Origin of the sequence: Pseudarthrobacter sp. NPDC058362, from assembly GCF_042723515.1 — a bacterium.
In the GTDB taxonomy this organism is placed as follows: domain Bacteria; phylum Actinomycetota; class Actinomycetes; order Actinomycetales; family Micrococcaceae; genus Arthrobacter.
In genome coordinates, this window is sequence record NZ_JBHXIW010000008.1 from 39,972 (window position 1) to 62,589 (window position 22,618).

The 22,618-nt window shown below is 67.0% G+C and carries 20 protein-coding genes and 3 tRNA genes; 12 read left to right on the plus strand and 11 right to left on the minus strand.

Annotation, left to right across the window (positions count from 1 at the left end; translation table 11 throughout):
- Positions 1 to 148: 148 nt before the first annotated feature.
- The 3 genes from ACFWIX_RS14270 (at position 149) to ACFWIX_RS14280 (ending at position 3,865) form a co-directional block, all read left to right on the plus strand.
- On the plus strand, positions 149 to 1,867 hold the full coding sequence (locus tag ACFWIX_RS14270; protein WP_377216794.1) for a urocanate hydratase: 1,719 nt from the start codon (positions 149 to 151) through the stop codon (positions 1,865 to 1,867).
- Between the two features lie 8 nt (positions 1,868 to 1,875).
- Entirely contained in the window at positions 1,876 to 3,468 is a 1,593-nt protein-coding gene (gene hutH, locus ACFWIX_RS14275; RefSeq protein ID WP_377216795.1) for a histidine ammonia-lyase, read from the plus strand.
- A gap of 160 nt (positions 3,469 to 3,628) precedes the next feature.
- On the plus strand, positions 3,629 to 3,865 hold the full coding sequence (locus ACFWIX_RS14280) for a hypothetical protein (protein WP_377216796.1): 237 nt from the start codon (positions 3,629 to 3,631) through the stop codon (positions 3,863 to 3,865).
- Between the two features lie 72 nt (positions 3,866 to 3,937).
- On the opposite strand, the gene ACFWIX_RS14285 is transcribed toward ACFWIX_RS14280, so the two are convergent.
- From ACFWIX_RS14285 to ACFWIX_RS14300, 4 genes are read right to left on the minus strand one after another with little or no spacing between them, the layout of a single operon-like run.
- Positions 3,938 to 4,327 carry a universal stress protein gene (locus ACFWIX_RS14285; RefSeq protein ID WP_377216797.1) on the minus strand — a complete coding sequence of 130 codons (390 nt, stop codon included), beginning with the start codon at positions 4,325 to 4,327 and terminating at the stop codon, positions 3,938 to 3,940.
- A gap of 30 nt (positions 4,328 to 4,357) precedes the next feature.
- Complete coding sequence (locus tag ACFWIX_RS14290) at positions 4,358 to 5,896, minus strand: tripartite tricarboxylate transporter permease (protein ID WP_377216798.1); 1,539 nt, start codon at positions 5,894 to 5,896, stop codon at positions 4,358 to 4,360.
- Complete coding sequence (locus tag ACFWIX_RS14295; protein WP_377216799.1) at positions 5,896 to 6,399, minus strand: tripartite tricarboxylate transporter TctB family protein; 504 nt, start codon at positions 6,397 to 6,399, stop codon at positions 5,896 to 5,898. Before ACFWIX_RS14295 ends, ACFWIX_RS14290 begins: the two co-directional genes overlap by 1 nt.
- On the minus strand, positions 6,396 to 7,400 hold the full coding sequence (locus ACFWIX_RS14300; RefSeq protein ID WP_377216800.1) for a Bug family tripartite tricarboxylate transporter substrate binding protein: 1,005 nt from the start codon (positions 7,398 to 7,400) through the stop codon (positions 6,396 to 6,398). Before ACFWIX_RS14300 ends, ACFWIX_RS14295 begins: the two co-directional genes overlap by 4 nt.
- 255 nt (positions 7,401 to 7,655) lie before the next feature.
- Between ACFWIX_RS14300 and ACFWIX_RS14305 the strand changes: the two genes are divergently transcribed.
- Both ACFWIX_RS14305 and ACFWIX_RS14310 read left to right on the plus strand, forming a co-directional pair.
- The gene (locus ACFWIX_RS14305) at positions 7,656 to 9,230 is read left to right on the plus strand and encodes an ATP-binding protein (RefSeq protein ID WP_377216871.1); all 1,575 of its coding nucleotides are present in this window, start codon (positions 7,656 to 7,658) and stop codon (positions 9,228 to 9,230) included.
- Positions 9,227 to 9,895 (plus strand): response regulator, encoded by a 669-nt coding sequence (locus tag ACFWIX_RS14310; protein WP_377216801.1) that lies wholly within the window; start codon positions 9,227 to 9,229, stop codon positions 9,893 to 9,895. The genes ACFWIX_RS14305 and ACFWIX_RS14310 overlap by 4 nt, the downstream gene beginning before the upstream one ends.
- A gap of 5 nt (positions 9,896 to 9,900) precedes the next feature.
- Here ACFWIX_RS14310 and hutG read toward each other — a convergent pair whose 3' ends face one another.
- Positions 9,901 to 10,860 carry a formimidoylglutamase gene (gene hutG / locus ACFWIX_RS14315; protein WP_377216802.1) on the minus strand — a complete coding sequence of 320 codons (960 nt, stop codon included), beginning with the start codon at positions 10,858 to 10,860 and terminating at the stop codon, positions 9,901 to 9,903.
- Between the two features lie 130 nt (positions 10,861 to 10,990).
- Here hutG and ACFWIX_RS14320 point away from each other — a divergent pair, with 130 nt between their 5' ends.
- Positions 10,991 to 12,295, plus strand: a complete 1,305-nt coding sequence (locus ACFWIX_RS14320; RefSeq protein ID WP_377216803.1) for a cation:proton antiporter — start codon at positions 10,991 to 10,993, stop codon at positions 12,293 to 12,295.
- A gap of 4 nt (positions 12,296 to 12,299) precedes the next feature.
- Here the strand turns inward: ACFWIX_RS14320 and ACFWIX_RS14325 are convergent, their stop codons facing one another.
- On the minus strand, positions 12,300 to 13,739 hold the full coding sequence (locus ACFWIX_RS14325) for an NCS2 family permease (protein ID WP_377216804.1): 1,440 nt from the start codon (positions 13,737 to 13,739) through the stop codon (positions 12,300 to 12,302).
- A 133-nt stretch (positions 13,740 to 13,872) separates the two neighbouring features.
- On the opposite strand from ACFWIX_RS14325, the gene ACFWIX_RS14330 reads away from it, so the two are divergent.
- On the plus strand, positions 13,873 to 14,472 hold the full coding sequence (locus ACFWIX_RS14330; protein ID WP_377216805.1) for a copper resistance protein CopC: 600 nt from the start codon (positions 13,873 to 13,875) through the stop codon (positions 14,470 to 14,472).
- 7 nt (positions 14,473 to 14,479) lie between these two features.
- Here the strand turns inward: ACFWIX_RS14330 and ACFWIX_RS14335 are convergent, their stop codons facing one another.
- Entirely contained in the window at positions 14,480 to 15,100 is a 621-nt protein-coding gene (locus tag ACFWIX_RS14335; protein WP_377216872.1) for an FAD-dependent monooxygenase, read from the minus strand.
- 280 nt (positions 15,101 to 15,380) lie between these two features.
- Here ACFWIX_RS14335 and ACFWIX_RS14340 point away from each other — a divergent pair, with 280 nt between their 5' ends.
- Positions 15,381 to 16,418 (plus strand): universal stress protein, encoded by a 1,038-nt coding sequence (locus tag ACFWIX_RS14340; protein ID WP_377216806.1) that lies wholly within the window; start codon positions 15,381 to 15,383, stop codon positions 16,416 to 16,418.
- Between the two features lie 2 nt (positions 16,419 to 16,420).
- On the opposite strand, the gene ACFWIX_RS14345 is transcribed toward ACFWIX_RS14340, so the two are convergent.
- From ACFWIX_RS14345 to ACFWIX_RS14360, 4 genes are all read right to left on the minus strand, one after another.
- Positions 16,421 to 17,341 carry a cation diffusion facilitator family transporter gene (locus ACFWIX_RS14345; protein ID WP_377216807.1) on the minus strand — a complete coding sequence of 307 codons (921 nt, stop codon included), beginning with the start codon at positions 17,339 to 17,341 and terminating at the stop codon, positions 16,421 to 16,423.
- A 9-nt stretch (positions 17,342 to 17,350) separates the two neighbouring features.
- A complete protein-coding gene (locus ACFWIX_RS14350) occupies positions 17,351 to 17,770 on the minus strand; it encodes a metallopeptidase family protein (RefSeq protein WP_377216808.1) in 420 nt (139 codons plus the stop codon).
- A gap of 51 nt (positions 17,771 to 17,821) precedes the next feature.
- A complete protein-coding gene (locus ACFWIX_RS14355; RefSeq protein WP_377216809.1) occupies positions 17,822 to 18,781 on the minus strand; it encodes a DMT family transporter in 960 nt (319 codons plus the stop codon).
- A gap of 106 nt (positions 18,782 to 18,887) precedes the next feature.
- Positions 18,888 to 19,910: a PHP domain-containing protein gene (locus ACFWIX_RS14360; protein ID WP_377216810.1), complete on the minus strand. Its 1,023-nt coding sequence runs from the start codon at positions 19,908 to 19,910 to the stop codon at positions 18,888 to 18,890.
- Between the two features lie 166 nt (positions 19,911 to 20,076).
- Between ACFWIX_RS14360 and ACFWIX_RS14365 the strand changes: the two genes are divergently transcribed.
- The 4 genes from ACFWIX_RS14365 (at position 20,077) to ACFWIX_RS14380 (ending at position 22,488) form a co-directional block, all read left to right on the plus strand.
- Positions 20,077 to 20,149, plus strand: a tRNA-Glu gene (locus ACFWIX_RS14365).
- A gap of 90 nt (positions 20,150 to 20,239) precedes the next feature.
- Positions 20,240 to 20,313: transfer RNA gene (locus ACFWIX_RS14370), tRNA-Asp, on the plus strand.
- A 48-nt stretch (positions 20,314 to 20,361) separates the two neighbouring features.
- Positions 20,362 to 20,437, plus strand: a tRNA-Phe gene (locus tag ACFWIX_RS14375).
- 167 nt (positions 20,438 to 20,604) lie between these two features.
- Positions 20,605 to 22,488 (plus strand): BCCT family transporter, encoded by a 1,884-nt coding sequence (locus ACFWIX_RS14380; RefSeq protein WP_377216811.1) that lies wholly within the window; start codon positions 20,605 to 20,607, stop codon positions 22,486 to 22,488.
- Positions 22,489 to 22,618 lie beyond the last annotated feature (130 nt).

Consider the following 22,618-nt stretch of genomic DNA (forward strand, 5'->3'; position numbering starts at 1 on the left):
TGGTTTAGGGACCAAAAGTGATAGAGCAACGGGATGGCGGGACTGTCTGGAATGCCGGACAGTACCGTTCCAAAACCCCTGTGGTCGGCACCGCTTTGGAGCTTTAGTAGATACAGAACTTCTTCTACCAAACTACAAAGGAGCCACCATGGCACCCGCCGATTTCACCACCGGGGCCCGCCCGGTCAAAGCAGCCCGCGGCACCGAGCTCTCCGCCAAGTCGTGGCAGACGGAAGCTCCTCTGCGCATGCTGATGAACAACCTGGATCCGGAGGTCGCGGAGCGTCCGGATGACCTGGTGGTCTACGGCGGCACCGGCCGCGCCGTCCGATCCTGGGCGGCATTCGACGCCATCACCCGCACCCTGGAGAACATGGAGAAGGACGAAACCCTCCTGGTCCAGTCGGGCAAGCCGGTGGGCGTCTTCCGCACCAACGAATGGGCTCCGCGGGTGCTGCTGGCGAACTCCAACCTCGTGGGTGACTGGGCCAACTGGCCCGAGTTCCGCCGCCTCGAGGCCGAGGGCCTGATGATGTACGGCCAGATGACCGCCGGGTCCTGGATCTACATCGGCACCCAGGGCATCCTGCAGGGAACGTTCGAAACCTTCGCCGCGATTGCCCGCAAGCTCACCGGCGACGAAAACGGCACCCTCGCGGGAACCCTGACGCTTACCGGCGGCTGCGGCGGCATGGGCGGCGCCCAGCCCCTCGCCGTCACCCTCAACGAGGGCGCGTGCCTGATTGTTGACGTCGATGAGACCCGCCTGCGCCGCCGGGCCGGCAAACGCTACCTGGACGAGGTGGAAACCGACCTCGACGCCGCCATCGCCAAGGTGCAGAAGGCCAAGGAAGAGCGCCGCGGCTGGTCCGTGGGCTACGTGGGCAACGCAGCCGAGGTATTCCCGGAAATTCTGCGCCGCCACAGGGCCGGCGAGCTGACGGTGGACATCGCCACCGACCAGACCTCCGCCCACGATCCCCTGTCCTACCTCCCCGAGGGCATCACGGTGGACGAATGGCACCGCGAAGCCGAGGCCGACCCCGAAGGCTTCACCAAGAAGGCCCAGGCGTCGATGGCCCGCCACGTCCAGGCGATGGTCGAGTTCCAGGACTCCGGCGCCGAAGTCTTCGACTACGGCAACTCCATCCGCGACGAAGCACGCAAGGGCGGCTACGAGCGGGCCTTCGAGTTCCCCGGCTTCGTTCCCGCCTACATCCGTCCGCTCTTCTGCGAAGGGCTGGGCCCGTTCCGCTGGGTTGCCCTCTCCGGCGACCCTGAGGACATCGCCGTCACGGACAAGGCCATCAAGGAGCTGTTCCCCGAGAACAAGCACCTGCACCGCTGGATCGACGCCGCCGGTGAGCGCGTGGAATTCGAAGGTCTCCCCGCCCGCATCTGCTGGCTTGGCTACGGCGAGCGCGCCAAGGCCGGCCTGCTCTTCAACCAGCTGGTCAAGGAAGGCAAGGTCAAGGCTCCGATCGTCATCGGCCGCGACCACCTGGACTCCGGTTCCGTGGCCTCCCCGTACCGTGAAACGGAGGCCATGGCGGACGGTTCTGACGCTATCGCCGACTGGCCGATGCTGAACGCCCTGCTCAACACCGCTTCGGGCGCCACCTGGGTGTCCCTGCACCACGGCGGCGGCGTTGGAATCGGCCGGTCCATCCACGCCGGCCAGGTTTCGGTGGCTGACGGTACTGACCTCGCCGCGGAGAAGCTCGAGCGCCTGCTCACCAACGACCCCGGCATGGGTGTCATCCGCCACGCCGACGCCGGCTACGACCGTGCCCTCGAGGTCGCAAAGGAACGCGGCGTCCGCATCCCTATGCAGGAGTCAGCAGATTCCGCAGAAGCAAAGAAGTAGGAATCAAAATGACCCTAACAACCCATGAACCGCTGACCGTCACCCTCGGCTCCAGCGGCGTCACGCCGGAGGACGTGGTCGCCGTCGCGCGTCACGACGCCAAGGTGACCGTCTCACCGGAGGCCCTCGCCGCCGTCGCGAAGGTCCGCGCCCACATCGACGGGCTGGCCTCCAGCGACGTCCCCGCCTACGGAATTTCCACCGGATTCGGTGCGCTGGCCAACCGGCACATCCCCCATGAGCTGCGCACGCAGCTGCAGAAGTCGCTGATCCGCAGCCACGCCGCGGGCATGGGTCCGGCGGTGGAACGCGAAGTGGTCCGCGGCATCATGTTCCTGCGCGCCAAGACGCTCGCGTCGGGCCGCACCGGCGTCCGCCCCGCGGTCCTGCAGACTATGGTGGACGTCCTCAACGCCGGCATCACGCCCGTGGTCCGCGAGTTCGGCTCGCTCGGCTGCTCCGGCGACCTGGCGCCCCTCTCGCACTGCGCCCTGGTCCTCATGGGTGAAGGCGAGGCGGAAGGGCCCGACGGCGTGACGTACGGCGGGCGGGGACAGCGGACGGTCGCTGAGCTGCTTGCGGAACACGGCATCGAGCCGGTCACGCTCGCCGAGAAGGAAGGGCTTGCACTGGTCAACGGGACCGAAGGCATGCTGGGCATGCTCCTGATGGCCATCGCGGACCTCCGCAAACTGCTGACGACGGCGGACATCACCGCCGCGCTCAGCGTGGAGGCCCTGCTGGGCACCGACCAGGTGTTCCTGCCGGAGCTGCACGCGGCCCTGCGCCCGCACCCGGGCCAGGCCGCGTCAGCGGACAACATGCTGCGCGTGCTGTCGGATTCGCCGATCGTTGCCTCGCACCGCGTGGGTGACTCCAAGGTCCAGGACGCGTACTCGCTGCGCTGCGCGCCGCAGGTTGCCGGGGCGGTCAGGGACACCCTTGACCATGCAGCGCTGGTGGCGTCCCGCGAGCTGGACGCCGCCATCGATAATCCTGTGGTGCTCCCGGACGGCCGGGTCAGCTCCAACGGCAACTTCCACGGAGCCCCCGTGGCGTACGTCCTGGACTTCCTGGCCATTGCCGTGGCGGACCTGAGCTCCATTGCCGAGCGGCGGACGGACCGCATGCTGGATCCCGCCCGCTCGCACGGACTCCCGGCCTTCCTGGCATCGGACCCGGGTGTCGATTCCGGACTCATGATTGCGCAGTACACGCAGGCCGGACTGGTGTCGGACAACAAGCGGCTCGCGGTGCCGGCGTCGGTGGACTCCATTCCGAGCTCCGCCATGCAGGAGGACCACGTGTCCATGGGCTGGCACGCCGCCAGGAAGCTGCGCAAGGCAGTACGGAACCTGCGCCGGGTGCTGGCCATTGAACTGGTGACGTCGGCCCGCGCCCTGGACATCCGAACCCAGCTTTCCGGCGGTGTCCTCACCCCGGGTCCCGCGGGCACCGCCATCGTGGCGGCTCTGCGGGACGTGGTGGAGGGCCCTGGCACTGACCGGTTCCTTTCCCCGGAACTGGAAGCGGCTGACCTGCTGGTTGACTCCGGTGAGGTGGTCCGGGCGGCCGAATCCGCCGTCGGAACCCTCGCCTGAGCGCGAAGGATCTTCAGTTCCCGACCCTTCCTGTCCAAAGGGCGGAATTAACGCCGCGTTGGTCATCCGGAGGTCCGGAATTGTAGTAGAACTGAAGATGTAGTGAAAGTCACATCAAAGACGCTGTGGCACGGACGTATACAAAGGGGTAGAAGTTCAAATGAAAGCACGTGGGGCAGTCCTGTCGAGGCGCCATGCCCACTCCGCCACGGTATCCGACTGGAAGACCTTCCAGCCCGGTGACCGCGTCGAGATCATCAAGCATGCGCATGTGGTGGCAGCCGGGGAGGTGGAGGAGGTCTCGCAGAGCGGAAACGTGCTGTGGCTCGTCCCCGCCGGTCCGGCTGAAAAGCAGCTCTTCCTTAAATCTGACGGTGTGCAGGTGCGTCGCAGCTAGCAAAACCCCTTAAGAACAGAATCCCCGTCCGCTGCAGCGGACGGGGATTCTGCTCTTAACCAAGGCCGGTGTTCAGGCCTTGACGGCCAGCACTGGGCAGTCGGCTTCGAGGAGGATGCGCTGGGAGACACTGCCCAGGATCAGTTTCCCCACGGGGGTCCGGCGGCGCAGCCCGATCACGATGAGCTGCGCGTCATGTTCCTCCGCGGCGTCCAGGACCTCGGCGGCGGCATCGTGGCCGCGCACCGGCTGCCGGATGACATGGTCCACGCCCTGGATGGCCAACCGGTCCTCGATGGACTGGATCTCCGGCTCCTGTGCGTAGCGGTTGTCCACCAGGGCGTCTCCCTTGGAGGAATTGATCACCAGGAGGGTGGTGCTGCTCCTCTTCGCTTCTGCGATGGCCTGGGTGAGGGCGGCTTCGCCTTCCGGGGTCGGGACGTATCCCACCACGATGGTCATGATGTCTCCTTTGGTGTGGGGTGGGGTTGCTTAGTCGCTGTAGTCAGCTGCGCCGGAATTGGCGGGCACCGGGGATTCCTTCGCCGGACGCTTCCGCCGTACCAGCCGGAAGAGCAGCGGCCAGAGCAGAATGAGCCCCACGAGGATATAAACCACGACGGCGATCGGCTCACTGAACAGCCCTGCCGGGTCTCCGGCGCTGAGCTGGAGGGTCTTCCGCAGCTGCCCTTCGATGCGGGGGCCAAGGATGACGCCCAGGACCAGCGGCAGGACCGGCAGGCCGAACCGCCGCATCATGAAGCCCAGCGCGCCGAGCAGCAGGAGGATCACCAGGTCGAACGCCTGCAGGTTCACTGAGTAGGCGCCCAAGGTGGCGAAGAACAGGATGCCCGCGTAAAGGTAGGGCCGGGGCAGCTGCAGGAGCTTGGCCCACAGCGGCGCCATGGGAAGGTTGATCAGCAGGAGCAGCAGGTTGCCGATGAAGAGGCTGGCGATCAGCGCCCACACCAGCGGTCCCTGGCTGGAGAACAGCTGGGGTCCGGGCTGGATGCCGTAGGTGGTGAACGCGGCAAGCATGACGGCGGCCGTCGCATTGGTGGGCAGGCCCAGGGCCAGCATGGGGGTCAGTGTTCCGGCGGCAGCGGCGTTGTTGGCCGCTTCCGGACCGGCCACGCCTTCGATGGCGCCCTTGCCGAACTCCTCGGGATGCTTGCTCAGCCGCTTCTCGGTCACGTAGGACAGGAATGTGGGGATCTCCGCGCCGCCGGCCGGCAGGGCGCCGAAGGGGAAGCCGAAGGCGGTACCGCGCAGCCACGGCTTCCACGACCGGCCCCAGTCCTTCCTGCCCATCCAGGGCCGGCCTACGGGAATGACATGGAGGGGCGTGCGGCGCAGGTGCGCTGCCACCCAGAGGGCTTCGCCCACCGCGAAGATGGCTACGGCCACCACCACGATGTCCAGCCCGTCAGCGAGCAGCGGCTGGCCGAAGGTGAGCCGCCGCTGGCCGGTGACAGAATCCATGCCTACCAGGCCGATGGCAAGGCCCAGGGACAGTGACGCGAAACCGCGGAGCCGCGAGTTGCCCAGCACGGCGGTGACGGCCAGGAGCGCCAGGATCATGATCGCGAAGTAGCTGGGCGCACCCAGGCTCACGGCGAACTGGACCACCACGGGCGCGAACACGGCGAGGAGCGCCGTGCCGATGGTGCCGGCGACGAACGAGCCGATGGCCGCCGTCGCCAGCGCCTGTGCCGCACGGCCCGCCTTTGCCATTTTGTTGCCCTCAATGGCGGTGACGACGGAGGACGATTCGCCCGGCGTGTTCAGCAGGATCGAGGTGGTGGAACCGCCGTACATGCCGCCGTAGTAGATGCCGGCAAACATGATGAAGGCGCTGGTGGGTTCGAGCGCGTACGTCACCGGGAGCAGGAGCGCTACGGTCATGGCGGGGCCAAGCCCGGGAAGAACGCCGACGGCGGTTCCGAGGATCACGCCGATCATGGCGTACAGGAGGTTCATGGGGGTCAGGGCGGTGGCGAAACCGTCCATCAGGGAGGACCAGATGTCCATCAGAGGACTCCTTCCAGGAGTCCGGCCGGGAGCGCGATGCCCAGGCCGAGGTAGAAGCCGTAGAAGGTCAGGAGCGACAGTGCCACGGAGATGAGTCCGTCGCGGACGTAGCGGCGGCTGCCCAGCGCCAGCACGCTGCCCCAGAACAGCACGGTCCCGGAAACCACCCAGCCCGCCCAGTCGATCAGCAGGATGTTGAGGATAAACGCGCCGGCCAGCGGCAGCACGGTCTTCCAGTCCGCTGGGTGGGTAAGATCCACGTCCTCACCGCCCTCCGCCTCGCCCTGGCCGCCGCGGAGGACGTTGAGGGCAAGGAGGACAGCGCAGGCCACCAGCATGCCGGCCACGATGAAGGGAACGGTCTTGGGCCCCACCGGGTCGGACTGGGAGTACGGGGCGACCAGTCCGTTTGCGTCCAGGAAGACCAGGACGCCGGCTGCGCCGAGCAGGAGGGCTACCCCCAGCTCGGCGCGGCCTTTGAGGCTGGCAGCCAAAGAGCTCACGCCAGGCCCAGTTTCGTCAGGACGTCCTCCACCCGCTGGTCCTGCTCGGAGAGGAAGGTCTCGAACTCGTCACCGGTGATGAACGCATCAGTCCAGCTGTGGGTCTTCAGGGTTTCCTTCCATGCCTCCGTGCCGTGCATCTTCTCCAGGGCGGCGATCAGGGACGCCTTGTCCTCGTCGCTGATGCCCGGAGGAGCCACGACGCCGCGCCAGTTGGTGAACACCAGGTCGATGTTGGATTCCTTCAGCGTCGGGGCGTCAACACCTTCCAGTCGCTCTTCGCCGCTGGTGGCAAGGACGCGGACTTCGCCGGACTTGATCTGCTGCAGGTACTCGCCCGCGCCGGAGGCGGCGAACCCTAGCTTGTTGCCGAGGATTGCGGGCAGCAGGTCGCCGCCGCCGTCGTAGGACACGAAGTTGACCTTGGTGGCGTCAATGCCCACCGCGCCGGCCAGCTGCATCGGCAGGAGGTGGTCCGGACCGCCGGGGGACGAGCCGCCACCGACGGCGATGGAGCCGGGATCAGCCTTCCAGGCCTTCACCAGGTCATCAATGGTCTTGAACGGGGAGTCCTTGCCCACCATGATGGCGCCGGGCTCTTCGATGAGGCGGGCCAGCGGGGTGGTCTCGGTCAGCTTGGACTCGGACTTGTTGGTGTAGCTGGCGCCCACAACGCCCAGACCCATGAGCATGGCCAGGTCGCCGTTGCCCTTCTCGTTGACCACGCGGGCCAGGCCCACGGTGCCACCGGCACCTGCGAGGTTGAAGACCTCGGTGTTGGTGGCGATCTTCTCGTCGTCGAGGACCTTCGCGGCGGCTCGGGCGGTGGTGTCGTAACCGCCGCCGGGGGTGTTGGGAACCATGATCTGGAGCTTGGTGATCGGCCCGGCGGCGCCGGTGCTTTCGGAACCGGAAGTCTTGCCGGTGGCACCGCAGCCGGTGGCCATCAGGGCGATGCCGGCGGCAACGGCGGCAACTCGCAATGCGCGGATCTGGCGCATGGTATTTCCTCTTCTCGTAAAACTGGTCAGCACTGCTGAACGGGTATCTCCGATGCTAGGTTCGGCCGTGATGCCGGTCACTCTTGTGTACGCAGAGAAAGTTAAGTTCATTGCGTTCACGCCGGGCGGGCTCCTGCATGGGAGTGCGGAGGCGCCCCCGAGGCGGCCCTGCGGTATAGTTCCGGTACCCGCGCCGGAGGCCGGAAGCCTGCGATCCACCCTAAGGAATCAACACCAGTGACTCGACGAAGAGGGATGTCCCTGGCCGGACAGTACCTGGTGCTGCAGCTGCTGATCGTGCTGGCCGTACTGGTGGGCGTGGTGGCCATTTCCCTGGCCCAGTCCGCCGCCACCTTTGAACGGGTGGAAGGACGGCGGGCACTCTCCGCCGCGGAAGCCCTGGGCAACAACCCGACGGTCCGCGCCCTCCTGCCCGATGCCGAGCCGCGAACCGGATCGGCGCTGCCGGCCGTGGCGGAATCCGTCCGCACCGTCTCCGGGTCCGCGCAGGTGACGCTCGCGCGGGCGGACCGTACAGTCGTCGCGTCTTCCGATCCCAACCTGCTGGGCCGGCAGCTGGAGCTGGGCCCCAGCCGGGTCATGGAAGGCAGGGCGTGGACCGGCGTGGTGGGCGGGAACCGCACCGATATCCTCTCCGCGCACGTGCCGGTTCTCAACGACGCCGGCGAGATGATCGGCATCGCCTCCATTAGCCGGAACTTTCCCACCGTCATGGAGCGGCTGGTCGGCGCCGTTCCCAACCTCCTGACGTACCTTGGCGTTGCCAGCGTGCTCGGCGTGGCAGGATCCCTGCTGCTCTCCCGGCGCGTCAAGCGGCAGACGCTCGGCATGGAACCGAGCGAGATCACCGGCCTGGTGGAAAACCGGGAGGCCATGCTTCGCGGCCTGAAGGAGGGAGTGGTGGCGCTGGACCTCAATGAGCGCATCACGGTGGCCAACGACAGCGCCCGGGCCCTGCTGGGCCTGCCGGCCGACTGTGTTGGCAGGAGCCTGGGCTCGCTTCCGGTGGACCCTGCGCTGAAGACGGTGCTGACGCGCGACCAGCCGGACCCGGACCAGCTCGTGCTGGTAGGGGAGCGGCTGGTGGTGCTGAACCGGGTACCGATCAGTTCGCGCGGCCGGCAGATCGGTTCCGTCACCACCCTCCGTGATCGAACCGAGCTGTCCTCCCTGGAGCGCGAACTCGGTGCCACGCGCACGGCCACGGACACACTCCGGGCCCAGGCGCACGAATTCGCCAACCAGCTGCACGTCATTTCAGGGCTGATCCAGATCGGTGACTACGATTCGGTGGTCCAATTCGTCAACGGTGCAACGGTGGACCGCACCAGGCTCAACGATGAGGTCACCAGCCGCGTCCACGACCCCGCGCTCGCCGCTCTCCTGATTGCCAAATCCAGTCTCGCCACCGAACGCGGGGTGCAGCTCCAGCTCAACCCGGACTCCCGCCTTGGCCCTGTGAGCGATGAGCTCTCGCGGGACCTCGCCACGGTGGTGGGGAACCTGGTGGACAACGCGTTCGACGCCGTCACGGGACTTCCGCACGCGGCCGTCAGGGTGCTGGTGGCCGACGATGGGGAGCAGGTCACCGTGACGGTCCGGGACACCGGGCCGGGCGTGCCGGCCGGGGCGGAAGAGGATATCTTCCGGCAGGGCTTCAGCACCAAGGACTCCGGACGCGACGGCGGCCGCGGCTTTGGTCTGGCCCTGTCCAGGGTGGTTTGCCGGCGTTCCGGCGGGGACCTCACTGTGGCCAACAACGACGGGGCAGTATTCACTGCCCGCTTCACCAGGAAGACAGCAGGATGATCAAGGTACTGATCGTTGACGACGATTTCATGGTTGCCAAGGTGCACGCCGGCTTTATCCAACGGACCCCGGGGTTCGCGGTGGTGGGAGCCGCGCACACCGGTGCCCAGGCCATCGCCGAAACCGAGCGGCTGCAGCCGGATCTGGTGCTGCTGGACATCCACCTGCCGGACATCAACGGCCTGGACCTCATGCACCGGCTGCGGGAGGTCGCACCGGAGCTGGACGTGCTGGTGATCAGCGCGGCCCGCGAGGTGGAGACGGTGCGGAGGGCGCTGCGCGGCGGCATCGTCCATTATCTGATCAAGCCCTTCTCGCAGGCGGACCTGCAGGAGCGGCTGGAGCATTACCGGAGCGCCTACCAGGGCCTGGACTTGGCCAAGGACGTGGCGGAACAGTCTGATGTCAACCGTGTTTTCGGGCTGGACCGGGTGGAGCGTCCGCTGCCGAAGGGCTGCAGCGCCGAGACCCTGAAGCTGGTGGAGGCGGCACTGGCCACGGCTCCGGGTGACCTGTCCGCGGCCGAGGTTGCCGAGCAACTGGGAACGTCCCGGGTGAGCGCCCGCCGCTACCTCGAATACCTGCATGATGAGGGGGCGCTGGACGTGCGGCTGAAATACGGGGTAGGACGCCCGGAGCGCCGCTACGTGGTCAAACGGCGGTAGCAGCGTCAGCGCAGCAGCGTGTTCAGCAGCCGCGCGGCCACCTTCGCGGTCCGGCCGTCGATGTCGAATTCCGGGTTTAGCTCCGCCACGTCCAGGTGCAGCAGCTTTCCGCTGGCGGCCACCTGGCGGCACACGGCGCTGATCACCGGCAGCGGCACGCCGTAGGCGGCGGGGGCGCTGACGCCGGGCGCCACCGATGCGGGCAGCACGTCCAGGTCGATCGTCAGGTACAGCACGTCGATGTCCGCCAGGAAGCCAGCCACAAAGGCCTCGGTGCGCTCCGCGCTGCAGTCCTCGTCCAGGAGGTACTGCACGGCCAGCTCATCTGCGGTGTCAAAGAGCGCGCGGGTGTTGTTGGGTTCGGAAATTCCGACGACGGCGTACCGGAGTTCGCGGCCGGCAGCGGCTTCTGCGCGGGCCATCTGGAGGAACGGGGTGCCGGAACTCGGGACCGGCTCGTCGCGCAGGTCGAAGTGCGCGTCAAGGTTCAGGACGCCCAGCCGGCGGCCGCCCTGGACGCCTGCGGAGGCGGCGACCCCGAGGTAGCTGGCGAACGCGGTTTCGTGGCCGCCGCCGAGCACCACAGTGAGGTGTCCGGCGTCGAGCATGGCAGCGACGGTGCGGCCCGCCCGCTCCTGGCCGTCCTCCAGGGACCCGCCGGTGACGGTGACGTCGCCGGCGTCGGACACGGCCCTGTCCAGGTGGAAGGCGAGGGGGCCCAGCGCTGCGCGGATGGTGGCTGGCGCAGCGGCTGCACCCTGTCGGCCCTTGTTCCGGCGCACGCCTTCATCGCTCGCGAAGCCCAGCAGGGCAGCCGGCCTGGTGGCCTGCGACGTCGTGGCTTCCGCCGGTCCGGAGTATGGCTGCACCGCCTGCCACCAGCGGCGGTGGGCGGCAGCGTCGCCGTCGTTCCTTCCGGTCCAGGGCTGGGGCGGGGTGTCGACGGCGGGGCTCACGGCTGGCATGGTCCAAGCTCACCAAACGGGCCGGACAAAAACCAGCAGCGCCGCCGTCGGCTTGTCTGGAATCCAAGAACATCCGCCGGGCGAGCGGCACGGGCTAAGGTTGAGCAACCCGACGCCGGAGGACGCCCCTGTGTTTGAAGCCCCCAGCATTGTTTTTGCCGCGGCAGGCCTGGCTGTGTTTATTGCTGCCGTGCTGCCCAAGTTATTGCGCAACATGCCCTTTTCTATGCCCATGGTGTTCCTGGGCGCCGGAATGGCGGCTTTTGCGCTGATTCCCTCGCTGCCGGACCCTGATCCGCTGGCCCATCAGGACTTCGTGGTGCACCTTACCGAAGTGTGCGTCATCATTTCGCTGATGGGTGCCGGCCTGGCGCTGGACCGGCCTGTGGGGCGGAAGCGCTGGGCCACCACGTGGCGGCTGCTGGGCGTGGCGATGCCGCTGTGCATCATCCTCCTCACGCTGCTTGGCCTGTGGTTCCTGGGCCTCGGCCTGGGGGCGGCCCTGCTGGTGGCGGCCAGCCTGGCCCCCACCGACCCCGTCCTCGCCTCTGAAGTCCAGGTGGGGGAGCCTGCGGATGAGGAGGAAAGCGCAGACAAGGAGGACGAGGTCCGGTTCGGGCTGACCTCCGAGGCCGGCCTGAATGACGGCCTGGCTTTCCCGTTCGTCTACCTGGCGATAGCCATCAGCATCGTGGGATCGTCGCCGGGAGCCTGGTTCCCGCAGTGGTTCGGCGTGGACGTGCTCTGGCGGCTGGCCATCGGGCTGCTGCTGGGATTCCTCACCGGCAAGCTGCTGGCCCGGATGTTCTTCTCCGCCCGGAAGGAGAGCCTGAGGCTGTCCAACCACGCGGAGGGTTTCGTGGCGCTGGCAGCCACGTTCCTGGCGTACGGCCTGGCCGAAATGGTGGAGGGGTACGGTTTCATCGCCGTCTTTGTCTGTGCCGTCACCATCCGGGCCGCCGAACACACCCACGACTACCACGGCGTGCTGCATTCCTACGTGGAGCAACTGGAACGTCTGATGACCGTGGTGATCCTGGTCCTGCTGGGCGGCGCGATCGCCCGCGGGCTGCTCGCCGGGCTCGGCTGGACCGAACTGCTGGTCGCCCTGGCGTTCCTGTTGCTGGTGCGCCCGCTGGCCGGCTGGCTGGGGCTGCTGGGCGGCAAGACCGGGCCGCGGGAACGGATCGCGCTGTCCTTCTTCGGCATCCGCGGCATCGGCTCGCTTTACTATCTCTCCTACGCGCTGGGCAAGGGGGAGTTCGGCGGCCAGGAGGAGTGGCTGTGGTCCTTCGTGGGCCTGGTGGTGGCGCTGTCGATCGTGATCCACGGCGCCACCACCTCACCCCTGATGAACCGGCTGGACCGGCTCCGGGCCCGGAAGGCCCGCGCAGTTGCCGGGGATGAGGGGCTCGCGCCTAACACCCCGGTATAGCCGGCTACATGCCGAGGGCGGCCTCGATGGGCCCCACGGCGAAGAACAGCAGGAAGGCGCCGGCCACGGCCCACATCAGCGGGTGGATGTCCTTGGCGCGTCCCTGCACGGTGCGGATCAGCACGTACGCAATGAAGCCGGCACCCAGGCCGTTGGCGATCGAATAGGTGAACGGCATCAGCGTGAACGTCAGGAACGCCGGAATCGCGATGCCCCAGTCCTGCCAGTCGATCTTGCCCACCTGGGACACCATCATGAAGCCCACCACCACCAGGGCGGGGGCCACAGCCTCGAACGGCACCAGATTGATCAGCGGTGTGAAGAACATGGCCACGAGGAACAGCATTCCGGTGACGATCGAGGCGACACCGGTGCGGGCACCCTCGCCGATGCCGGCGCCGGCTTCCACGTAGATCTGGTTGGAGGAGACGGACGCCCCGCCGCCGGCGATGGCACCCAGCGCGTCCACCTGCAGGACGCGGTCCACGTTCGGGATGTTGCCGTGCTCGTCCACCGTGCCGGCCTCGTTGGCCAGGCCCACCATGGTACCCATGGCGTCGAAGAAAATGCTGAGCAGGATCACGAACGCCAGCAGCGTGGCCGCCACGAAGCCCAGGTGCTCAAACGCGCCGAAAGGGTTCGCCTTGCCGATCAGGGAGAGGTCCGGAGCGGCCCAGCCGCTGAACGTGGGCGCCACCAGGGACCAGCCCTCGGGGTTGTAGGTCTTGCCGTCGAAGCTGGGGCCGATCTTGAGCGTCAGTTCCAGGATCACGGAGATCACGGTGGAGGTGATAATGCCGATCAGGATGGCGCCCTTGACCTTGCGCACCACGAGGGCGATGGTCAGGACCAGGCCGAACACGAACACGGCGGTGGGCCAGCCCAGCAGCTTGCCGTCGAAGCCCAGTCCCACGGGGACGGTGGTCCCGGCAACATCCGGGATGCGGCGGACGAACCCGGCGTTGACCAGGCCGATCAGCGCGATGAACAAACCAATGCCCACCACGATCGCCGTCTTGAGGCCGTCCGGGACGGCCTTGAACACCGCGGTCCGGAACCCTGTGAGGACCAGGATCAGCATGGTGACGCCGGAGATCACCACCAGGCCCATCATGTCCGGCCAGGTCAATCCCGGGTTGGTGGCTACAGTGACGGCAACGAACGCGTTGACGCCCAGCCCCGTGGCCAGCGCGAAGGGATGTTTGGCCCACGCCCCCATGAGGATGGTCAGGATGCCGGCCACGAAGGCGGTCACGGCGGCAACGGCGGTGAAGCCCAGCGTGGTGCCGGCGGAGTCGGGGCCGGAAAGGATCAACGGGTTCAGCACCACGATGTAGCTCATGGCGAAGAAAGTGGCGAAGCCGCCGCGGATCTCGCGGGAGAGGTTGGAGCCGCGTTCCGTGATCATGAAATACCGGTCCAGGGCAGAGCCTTGCTTAAGCATTAGTCCTCCGGGGAATTGGGTGGGGATACCAGAATCCTACGGGCGCAGCGACAGGCCACGCCGCAAATTCGCCTAGTCTGTTAGCAAGCCAACACCGTCTGTTGGGCCGCTGATACTAAGGAACAAAGCACCCATGGGTTCTTTCCGCCGTCGCCTGCCGGGCTTCCTGCTCGGCCTGGCCGTCTTCGCCGCCGCCCTGCTGGGGTTGGCCGGCCCAGCCTCCGCACACGACGCTGCCGAGTCCAGCAGCCCGGCCCAGGGGGCCACGGTGCCGGCTCCGCCTGACCGGGTTTCGGTGACGTTCAGCCAGAAACCGCTGGGCATCGGCGCCTCCTTCTCGGTCAAGGACGCCTCGGGTGCCGAGTGGGCCGACGGCCCGGTGGAGATCGTGGACAACGTGGCCACGCAAAAGCTGAAGAACGGCGGCCCCGCGGGTAAATACACGGTGGCGTGGCGGGTGGTCAGTTCGGATTCGCACCCCATCGAGGGCACATTCAGTTTCACCGCTGCCGGCGCGGCCTCCGGAAGTACCGCACCGTCCGGAAGTACGACGGCGGCCGCTTCAGTTCCGGCCATCACCACGCCCCAGCCGGGGGTCACCTCTGAGCCGGAACCTGCCGGCGACGGGCAGCCGTTCCAGTGGAGCATCGTCATCTTCGCTGCAGTGGCAGTCGGGCTGCTGGCCACCCTCGCCTTCCTGGCCCGCCGCCGCCTCGGCGCCGGAGGGGAGTAGCCGCTTCCTAGCAGGGGAGCATCGCCAGGCTGGCCGTGGGCGGACAGGCCTCACTGCCCGGATTGACCTGGGCGGAGATGGCCTGCCCCACTGTCTTGGCCTGACGGAGGACGTCCTTGGGGGACGGGGTGATGAGTTCGCCCACTCCCACCAGGTAGATGCCCACGGCGCGCATGGCAGCGGCCGGGTTTCCCCCGGCAATGAGATCAAGTTCGCTGACCATCCGCCGGAGCTGGCTTTGCGCGCAGCGGGTGAGGACCACATGCTGCGCCATCAGGACGCCCGCCGAAGTGTGGACCTCCCACGCAGGGGCGCCCGTGCCGTGCGTGGGTACCGTGCGGGCCAGCTGCACGGCCCGGATGCTGCGGATGTCCACGTCGTGGCTGGCCGCGTAATTGCGCAGGTGCCGCAGGATCTCGTTGCGTTCGCGGAGGGTCTCCGAGTCCGGCGCGTCGCAGCGCTGCTGGGACCCCGTGGCCGGGTGTCGGGAGGTGCTGTGCGGGTCCAGGCCGTCCACCACGATGGCGGGCACGCCACGGCGGCGCAGCTCCGCCGCCACCGCCAGGCCCGGGAGGCCAGCGCCAACAATGACGGTGGTGGTCTGTTCAGTACCGGCATCCCCAGGCATGCTTGACACTACAGGTTCGCTCCTTCGACGTTTCGGCAGGTGCCGGCATCGTTGCCGGCGCGCGTTCCGTCACCCCAAAAGTCCGGCCGCAGCACGTTGCCGGGCAGCCCGGAGACACGGAATGGGCGGGCGCCCGGATCAACAATGTCCAGAAGACTACAGAACATTTGGCGTGCTGGATAGTCCCCTCTCAGAAAAGCCTTTCCGCAGGTAAAACGGCGCCGCGGCCCTCGCTTTCTGGCAGAATAGCGGCATCATCAGGCACAGCAAGGAGGCGGCCATGGGCGCAGGAGAATCGCAGCCGGACCCCCGGTGGGAGGACGTAGCCGTTCCCGTAGCCCCGCGGGGTGTCGTGGTCGGCGTGGACGGCTCTGAACATGGCCAATGCGCCCTTGTGTGGGCCGCCCGCGAAGCCCAGCGCCGCCGTCGGCCGCTTCATATCGTCAGTGCCTACTCGGTGCCCATCTTCGCCGCCTCCGGGTTGGACGGCGGCTACGCCACAGTGGACGATTCGGTGATCCGCGAGGGCGCCGAGGCCATCGTCCGGCAGGCCGTTGAGAAGGTGATGGGCTACGACATCGAGGTCACCTCATCAGTGGAAAACGGAGACGCTTCAGGGGTCCTCCTGGAGATGTCGGAAACCGCTGAGCTGCTGGTTTTCGGCACGCGCGGCCGCGGCGGGTTCGTCGGGAGGCTCCTCGGATCCGTGAGCAGTGCCCTGCCCGCCCACGCGAAATGCCCCACGGTCACGGTGCCGCTGGTCTGCTCGGACCGGCTGGGCGAAACCACCGAGGACCGGCGGATCCGCGCCGAGCAGGCACAGGAAGGCCACAAACTGGTCGAAAACGTCGTGGTGGCGGGCGTGGACGGCTCTGAGCAGGCGCGCGTTGCCCTGCTGGAAGCTGCGGAGCAGGCTGAACGGCTCGGCGCATCGCTGCGGGTGGTTTGTGCGGTGCCGCAATACAGCGGGTCCCTGGCATGGGTTCCCGCTCCCATGGACCGCAAGGCCCTGTTCGATGACATCCAGGTCACGCTCGACGCCGGGATGGCGTGGTTGCGCAGCCACTTCCCGAACCTCCGCATCGAAGGGGAACTGAAGGACGGGTCGCCTGTGGACGTGCTGGTCGAGGCCAGCCGGCATGTGGAGCTCGTGGTGCTGGGAACGCGCGGCCGCGGCGGCTTCACGGGGATGCTTCTCGGTTCGACGTCGGGCGGCGTCCTGCACCACGCAAAAGGCCCTGTCATGGTGGTCCCGGACCGCGAGGACGCCCGCCTGGCAGACCGGGCCCGGTTCGGCCCCGTCCTGGGCAACGACTGACGTCAGGCGTGCTGTCGCGATTCGTGCTCGGAGTGGCTGGCCGGCTCCAGCTGGAACGTGCAGTGGTCCGTGTCGAAGTGCGTCCCCAGACATACCACCAGTTTGTCGAGGAGCTGGTCCGCGCCGCGGGCGTTGAGCACCCCGTCCTCCACCACCACGTGGGCTGAAAACACAGGAACACCTGAGGTGATGGTCCAGATGTGGATGTCGTGCACGTCCGTCACACCCTCCACCGAGAGGATGTGCTCGCGGATCATCTGCACTTCCACCCCTCTGGGGCTGGCTTCCAGCAGGACGTCCACCACATCCCGCAGCAGGTGCCAGGCGCGGGGCAGGATCATCAGCGCGATCAGCACGGACGCGATGGTGTCCGCCGCGTTGAACCCCGTGAGCATAATGACCACCGCCGCCGCGATTACCGCCAGGGAGCCCAGAAGGTCCCCCAGTACCTCCAGGTAGGCGCCGCGGACATTCAGGCTTTCCTGGTGGGCGCCGCGCAGGATCAGCAGGGAAGCAATATTGGCGGCGGCGCCCAGTATGGCGGCGAAGAGCATGATGTCCGTCTGGACGTCCGGGGCGGAACCGATGCGGCGGAGGGCCTCGCTGAAGATCACCACCGAGATCGTGATGAGGACGAGTGCGTTGGCGAGCGCGGCGAGCACTTCGGCGCGCTGGTAGCCGTAGGTGCGCTGGTCGCTGGCCGGGCGCCCTGCGATCCATGCGGCGAGTAGCGCGATGGTGACTCCGGCGGCGTCGGAGAGCATGTGGCCCGCATCCGCCAGCAGGGACAGCGAGCCGGACAGGGCGGCGCCCACGGCCTGGACCAGCACGACGGCCAGCGTGATCGCCAGGACGGCGAGCAGACGCTTGCGGTGCCGTCCGGCGGCAGTCAATCCCGATACGTGGCCGTGGTCGTGTCCCATGCCTACAGGCTAGCCCCAGCCCAGCTCATGCAGCCGGTCGTCGTCGATGCCAAAATGGTGGGCGACTTCGTGGACCACGGTCACCGCTACCTCATGGATAACTTCGTCCCGCGAAGCGCAGATGTCCAGGATGGCCTCGCGGTAGATGGTGATCCGGTCCGGCAGGGACCCTGCACCCCACCACGAGTCGCGTTCTGTCAGCGGTACGCCCTCGTAGAGGCCCAACAGCGAGGTTTCAGGATCTTCGCCCGGGTGCGGAACGTAGCGGTCCTCGATGAACACTGCCACGTTGTCCATGGCGCGGGCCAGCCGCGGCGGGATGGAGTCGAGGGCATCGCTGACGGCCGCTTCGAACTCGTCCGCGGACATGCTGAAGCCGGCGCCGCCTGGTTTCCACGGTTCGTGTGGACCGCCGGGAACGTTGGGCATTCCTGGAACGCTGGGCTGTCCGGGAGGCAGGCTTGCTCGCATACCCCGACTCTAGCGCCGCACGCCGGTACCGCTCCGCCGCCGGGTCAGCGCTACCCCCACCAGGCACACCACACCGCCCGCCAGGGCCCACTCGCCGGGAACTTCGGCCAACAGGAGCCACGAAATCAGGATGGTGGTGCCGGGAACCAGGTATGTGGTCGCCGCCAGCTTGCCGGCGTCCACCAGGGAGAGGGCATACGCCCAGGTGGTGAACGCGATCGCGGTGGGGAAGATCCCGAGGTACACCAGCCCGCCGGTAGCCGCGGGGGGAGCTGCCTGCACCTCCGCCACCAGTTGGCCCGCGAACGGCAGGCAGCACAGCGCCCCCACCAGGATGCCGAACCAGGTGGCCTGTGCCGCGGGGAACTTCCGCAGCACCGGTTTCTGGATGATGACGCTGACTGCGGCGAGCACGGCGGCCAGGAGGCAAAGCGCCACGCCTGCAACATCCGCCGTCGTGCTTTCCCCGTCCGCGGCCGGCCGCGCGGAGCCAAAGGCAATCAGCGCTACCCCCGCGAAAGCCACGGTGCTGCCGATCAGCAGCCAACGTGGAAAGCCTTCCTTGAGGAATAAGCCCGCCATGATGGCCACCAGGATGGGATTGACGTTGATGAGCAAGGCGCTGGTGCCGGCATCCAGGACGTGTTCGGCAGCGTTCAGCGCCACGTTGTACCCGCCGAACCACATCACGCCGTAGGCCAGGATGGGCAGCCATTCGCGCCCCTGCGGCAGCAGGCGGCTCCTGAGCAGTTGGGGCACCACCAGGACAGCGAGTACGACGGCGGCAATCGCCAGCCTGCCCAGCGTCAGGGAGCCGGGGGAGAAGTGCGGGCCAACGGCCCGGATCCCCACGAACGCGGAGGCCCACAACACCACCGTCACCACCATCGCGGCGACGCCCAGGGCTTTGGTGCGGCCGGGCGCGGGGCGGGCAGCGGCGGGACGGGCAACGTGCGTGATCGGGGGCATGAAGCCAATCTAGCTTCGGTGGGCGCCATCGGTCTGGCGGAAATCGGCCATGTCAGGGCAAGATCCTGCCAAAAGCGTCAGCGGACGGTGCCCGGTGGGAGCAGGCTTAGCGTTTGGTGGCTGTCCACTCCAAGAGGCGGTCAACGGGCCAGGTGGTCACGATCCGTTCGGCCGGCACGCCGTTCCGTTCGGCCCGTTCCGCCCCGTACTGGAGGAAGTCCAGCTGGCCGGGCGCGTGGGCGTCGCTGTCGATCGAAAACAGGCACCCGGCCTCAAGTGCGAGCTGGATCAGTGCGTCCGGCGGGTCCTGGCGCTCGGGCCGGGAATTGATCTCCACCGCCACGTTGTGTTCGGCGCAGGCGGCGAACACAACGCGGGCGTCAAAGTCCGACGGTGGCCGGGTACCCCTGGATCCTTCCACCAGCCGTCCGGTGCAGTGGCCCAGCACGTTGGTGTGCGGGGCGCGGATGCCGCCCAGCATCCGCCGGGTCATGGTTTTCGTATCCGCCCGGAGCTTGGAATGGACGCTGGCCACCACGACGTCCAGCCGGTCGAGCAACGCAGGGTCCTGGTCCAGCTCGCCGGACTCCAGGATGTCCACCTCGATGCCGCTCAATAGCGTGGGCCCGGTGCCGTTCCCGCCGTTGAGGGCGGCCACCACGTCCAGTTGTTCGTTCAGGCGTTCGGCCGAGAGGCCGTTGGCGATGGTCAGGTTGGGTGAATGGTCCGTCAACGCGACATACTCTCTCCCCAGCACCGCAGCGGCGGCGAGCATCACCTCGATGGGGGAGCCGCCGTCGGACCATTCGCTGTGGCTGTGCAGGTCGCCGCGCAGCTGCCGGGAAAGCTCCGCGCCGCCGGCGGCCAGCGGCTTGGCGCCCTTCTCCCGCAGGTCCGCCAGGTATTCCGGGACATTCCCTTCCACCGCCTGCCGGATCACCTGGAACGTCCGGTCGCCGATTCCCTTCATGGACTTCAGCCGGCCGGACACCGCCCGCGCCCGGACCTCCTCCGGCGGCAGGCCGCTGATCGCCGCGGCCGCCTTGCGGAAAGCCTGGACCTTGAAGGTGGCGGCGCGTCCGCGCTCCAGCCAGAAAGCAATCTCATTGAGAGCTGCAACAGCATCCATGGGTCCATCTTCACCCGCAAATGGCCCGTCCGGGCGGGATTCTGCCCCGATTTTGGTTAATGCGCGCCCAGGCCCTATAGTTTTAGAGTCCAGTTCGGAGAAACGCCAAGGACAAAGACGGAAAGCCCCGGCTGGAAGCCTTTTTCTTTGTTCCGGACAGGTTCTGGCCCCCATCGTCTAGCGGCCTAGGACACCGCCCTTTCACGGCGGCGGCACGGGTTCGAATCCCGTTGGGGGTACGCAAGGAACTGGTCAACCAGGCTGAAAAAGTCTGGTAGGCTGGAAGCCTTGAAAAACGCGGTAGAGATACTGCAAAGCAAGAAACGCAAGGCCCTGTAGCGCAGTTGGTTAGCGCGCCGCCCTGTCACGGCGGAGGTCGCGGGTTCAAGTCCCGTCAGGGTCGCTCTGATTGTTGGAAGAAATTCCGGCCATCACGGTGACTAGTCACCTAGGCTCTGTAGCTCAGTTGGTAGAGCGTTCGACTGAAAATCGAAAGGTCACCGGATCGACGCCGGTCGGAGCCACCACTGGGAAGCACCAGTTCTTCGGAACTGGTGCTTTTCTTCGTTGGAGCCTGCATTTCTGCATTTAAAATCGAAAGACCGGGCCACCCGCCGGTTCCGTAGACTTGCAGGCTCGAGACTAAAACCAAGAGAAGTCTGAGCGTTGCACAGCGCATAAGGAGAAACTGGGAATGTCCGCCACACCAGGCAAACGGACCATCAGCGAACCACAGGGAGCGCCACAAGCCTTGAACCAAGGGGCGGACCAACCGCCCGGAACGAAAGGGCAATACCTCGCAAGATGGGTCTTTTGGCCCGCAGCTGCCGCAATTATCGTCTTCGTCCTCTTCGCCATCCTGTTCCCGGCATCAGCCACGGACGTCTTCGGTACCATCCAGGGCAACGTCATCCAGTGGTTCGGCTGGTACTACGTCGCGGCGATCGCACTGTTTGTGGTGTTCTCCCTCTGGATCGGGCTCAGCCGCTACGGTGACATCAAGCTCGGCAAGGACGACGATGAACCCGAGTTTTCGGTCATGTCGTGGTTCGCCCTGCTTTTCGCCGCGGGCATGGGCATCGGCCTGGTGTTCTTTGGCGTGGCGGAGCCGCTGAACCACTTCGCCGCACCGCGCCCCGGCGTAGAGGGTTCCCCGATGGTCCTGGCCCAGCAGGCCATGACCCAGACCTACCTCCACTGGGGACTGCACGCCTGGGCCATCTACGTGGTGGTGGGCGTCTCCATCGCGTATGCCGTGCACCGCAAGGGCCGGCCCATCTCCATCCGGTGGACACTGGAACCGCTCCTGGGCAAGAAGCGCGTAGCCGGCGGCTGGGGCAACCTGATCGACGTCGTTGCCCTGGTGGGCACGCTCTTCGGCGTGGCCACCTCGCTGGGTCTCGGTGTCCTGCAGATATCCGCCGGCTTGGACCAGGCCAACATCCTCGAAGCGACCACCATGACGCAGATCGGCCTGATCCTGTGCATCATCACGCTCACCATTGTTTCCGTGGTGTCCGGCGTGGGCAAGGGCATGAAGTGGCTCTCGAACATCAACCTGGTGCTCGCCGGGCTGCTGATGCTGGTGGTTCTGTTCACCGGCCCCACGCTCTTCCTGTTGCGCGAGTTCGTCCAGTCCCTGGGCCACTACCTGCAGAACGTCGTCGGCCTGACATTTAACACGCTGGCCTACTCCGGCGCGGAAGGCGAGGCCTGGCAGGCGGCATGGACCACCTTCTATTGGGGCTGGTGGATCTCCTGGGCACCCTTCGTCGGCATCTTCATCGCCCGCATTTCCAAGGGCCGCACCGTCCGCCAGTTTGTGGCCGGCGTCCTCCTGGTCCCCACTACTGTCGGTTTCCTGTGGTTCTCCGTCCTTGGCGGGGCCGCCATTTACCGCGAACTGTTTGGCGGCGGCGGACTCATCGGTGAGGACGGAACCGTGGACACCGAGGGTGCACTGTTCGACCTCCTGGGCAGCCTCCCGGCCGGAACCCTGTTGATGGTCGGTGCCATCCTGCTCATCGCCATTTTCTTCATCACCTCGGCCGACTCCGGCGCCCTGGTCATGGGAATGATCTCCACCGGCGGCGACGTGGAGCCGCGGAATTGGCTGCGCGTGTTCTGGGCCCTTTCCGCGGCCGGTGTTGCCATCGCCCTGCTGCTGGCCGATGGACTGACGGCGATCCAAACGGCCGCCATCCTGACGGCGGTGCCGTTCAGCGTGGTGCTCATCCTGATGTGCATCGCGACCGCCAAAGCGTTCCACGGCGAGCATGAAGCCCTGATGCGTGCGCAGCGGAAGCTCGCGCGGGACCAGGTAACCGCCCATGTGACCGAGCACGTTCAGGACACCATGCAGGACACGATGCACGACTCCGTCCAGGAGCACTACCAGGAACACCTGGCGGGGCAGGTTCAGGACCAGGTGGCAGAGGCTGTTGAGGCGCAGCTGTCCGAGATGCTGGCCACCGGCGAACTGCCGGAGCAGGCCACGGCCGCGTCATCCCCGGCAGCGGATCCGCGGGACGCGTCCGCCGGCCGCACTTCGGCTGACGGCAGGCGCACCTTGGGCTGACCGGCTTAGGAGCAATCAAAAGGGGAGGGGCACGTTCGTAAGGGAACGTGCCCCTCCCCTTCCGTGTCCGGCAGTTTTCTCCGGTGCTTCGCCTGACCACGGCGGTAACGGAGGGATAGGGTGGAAACAA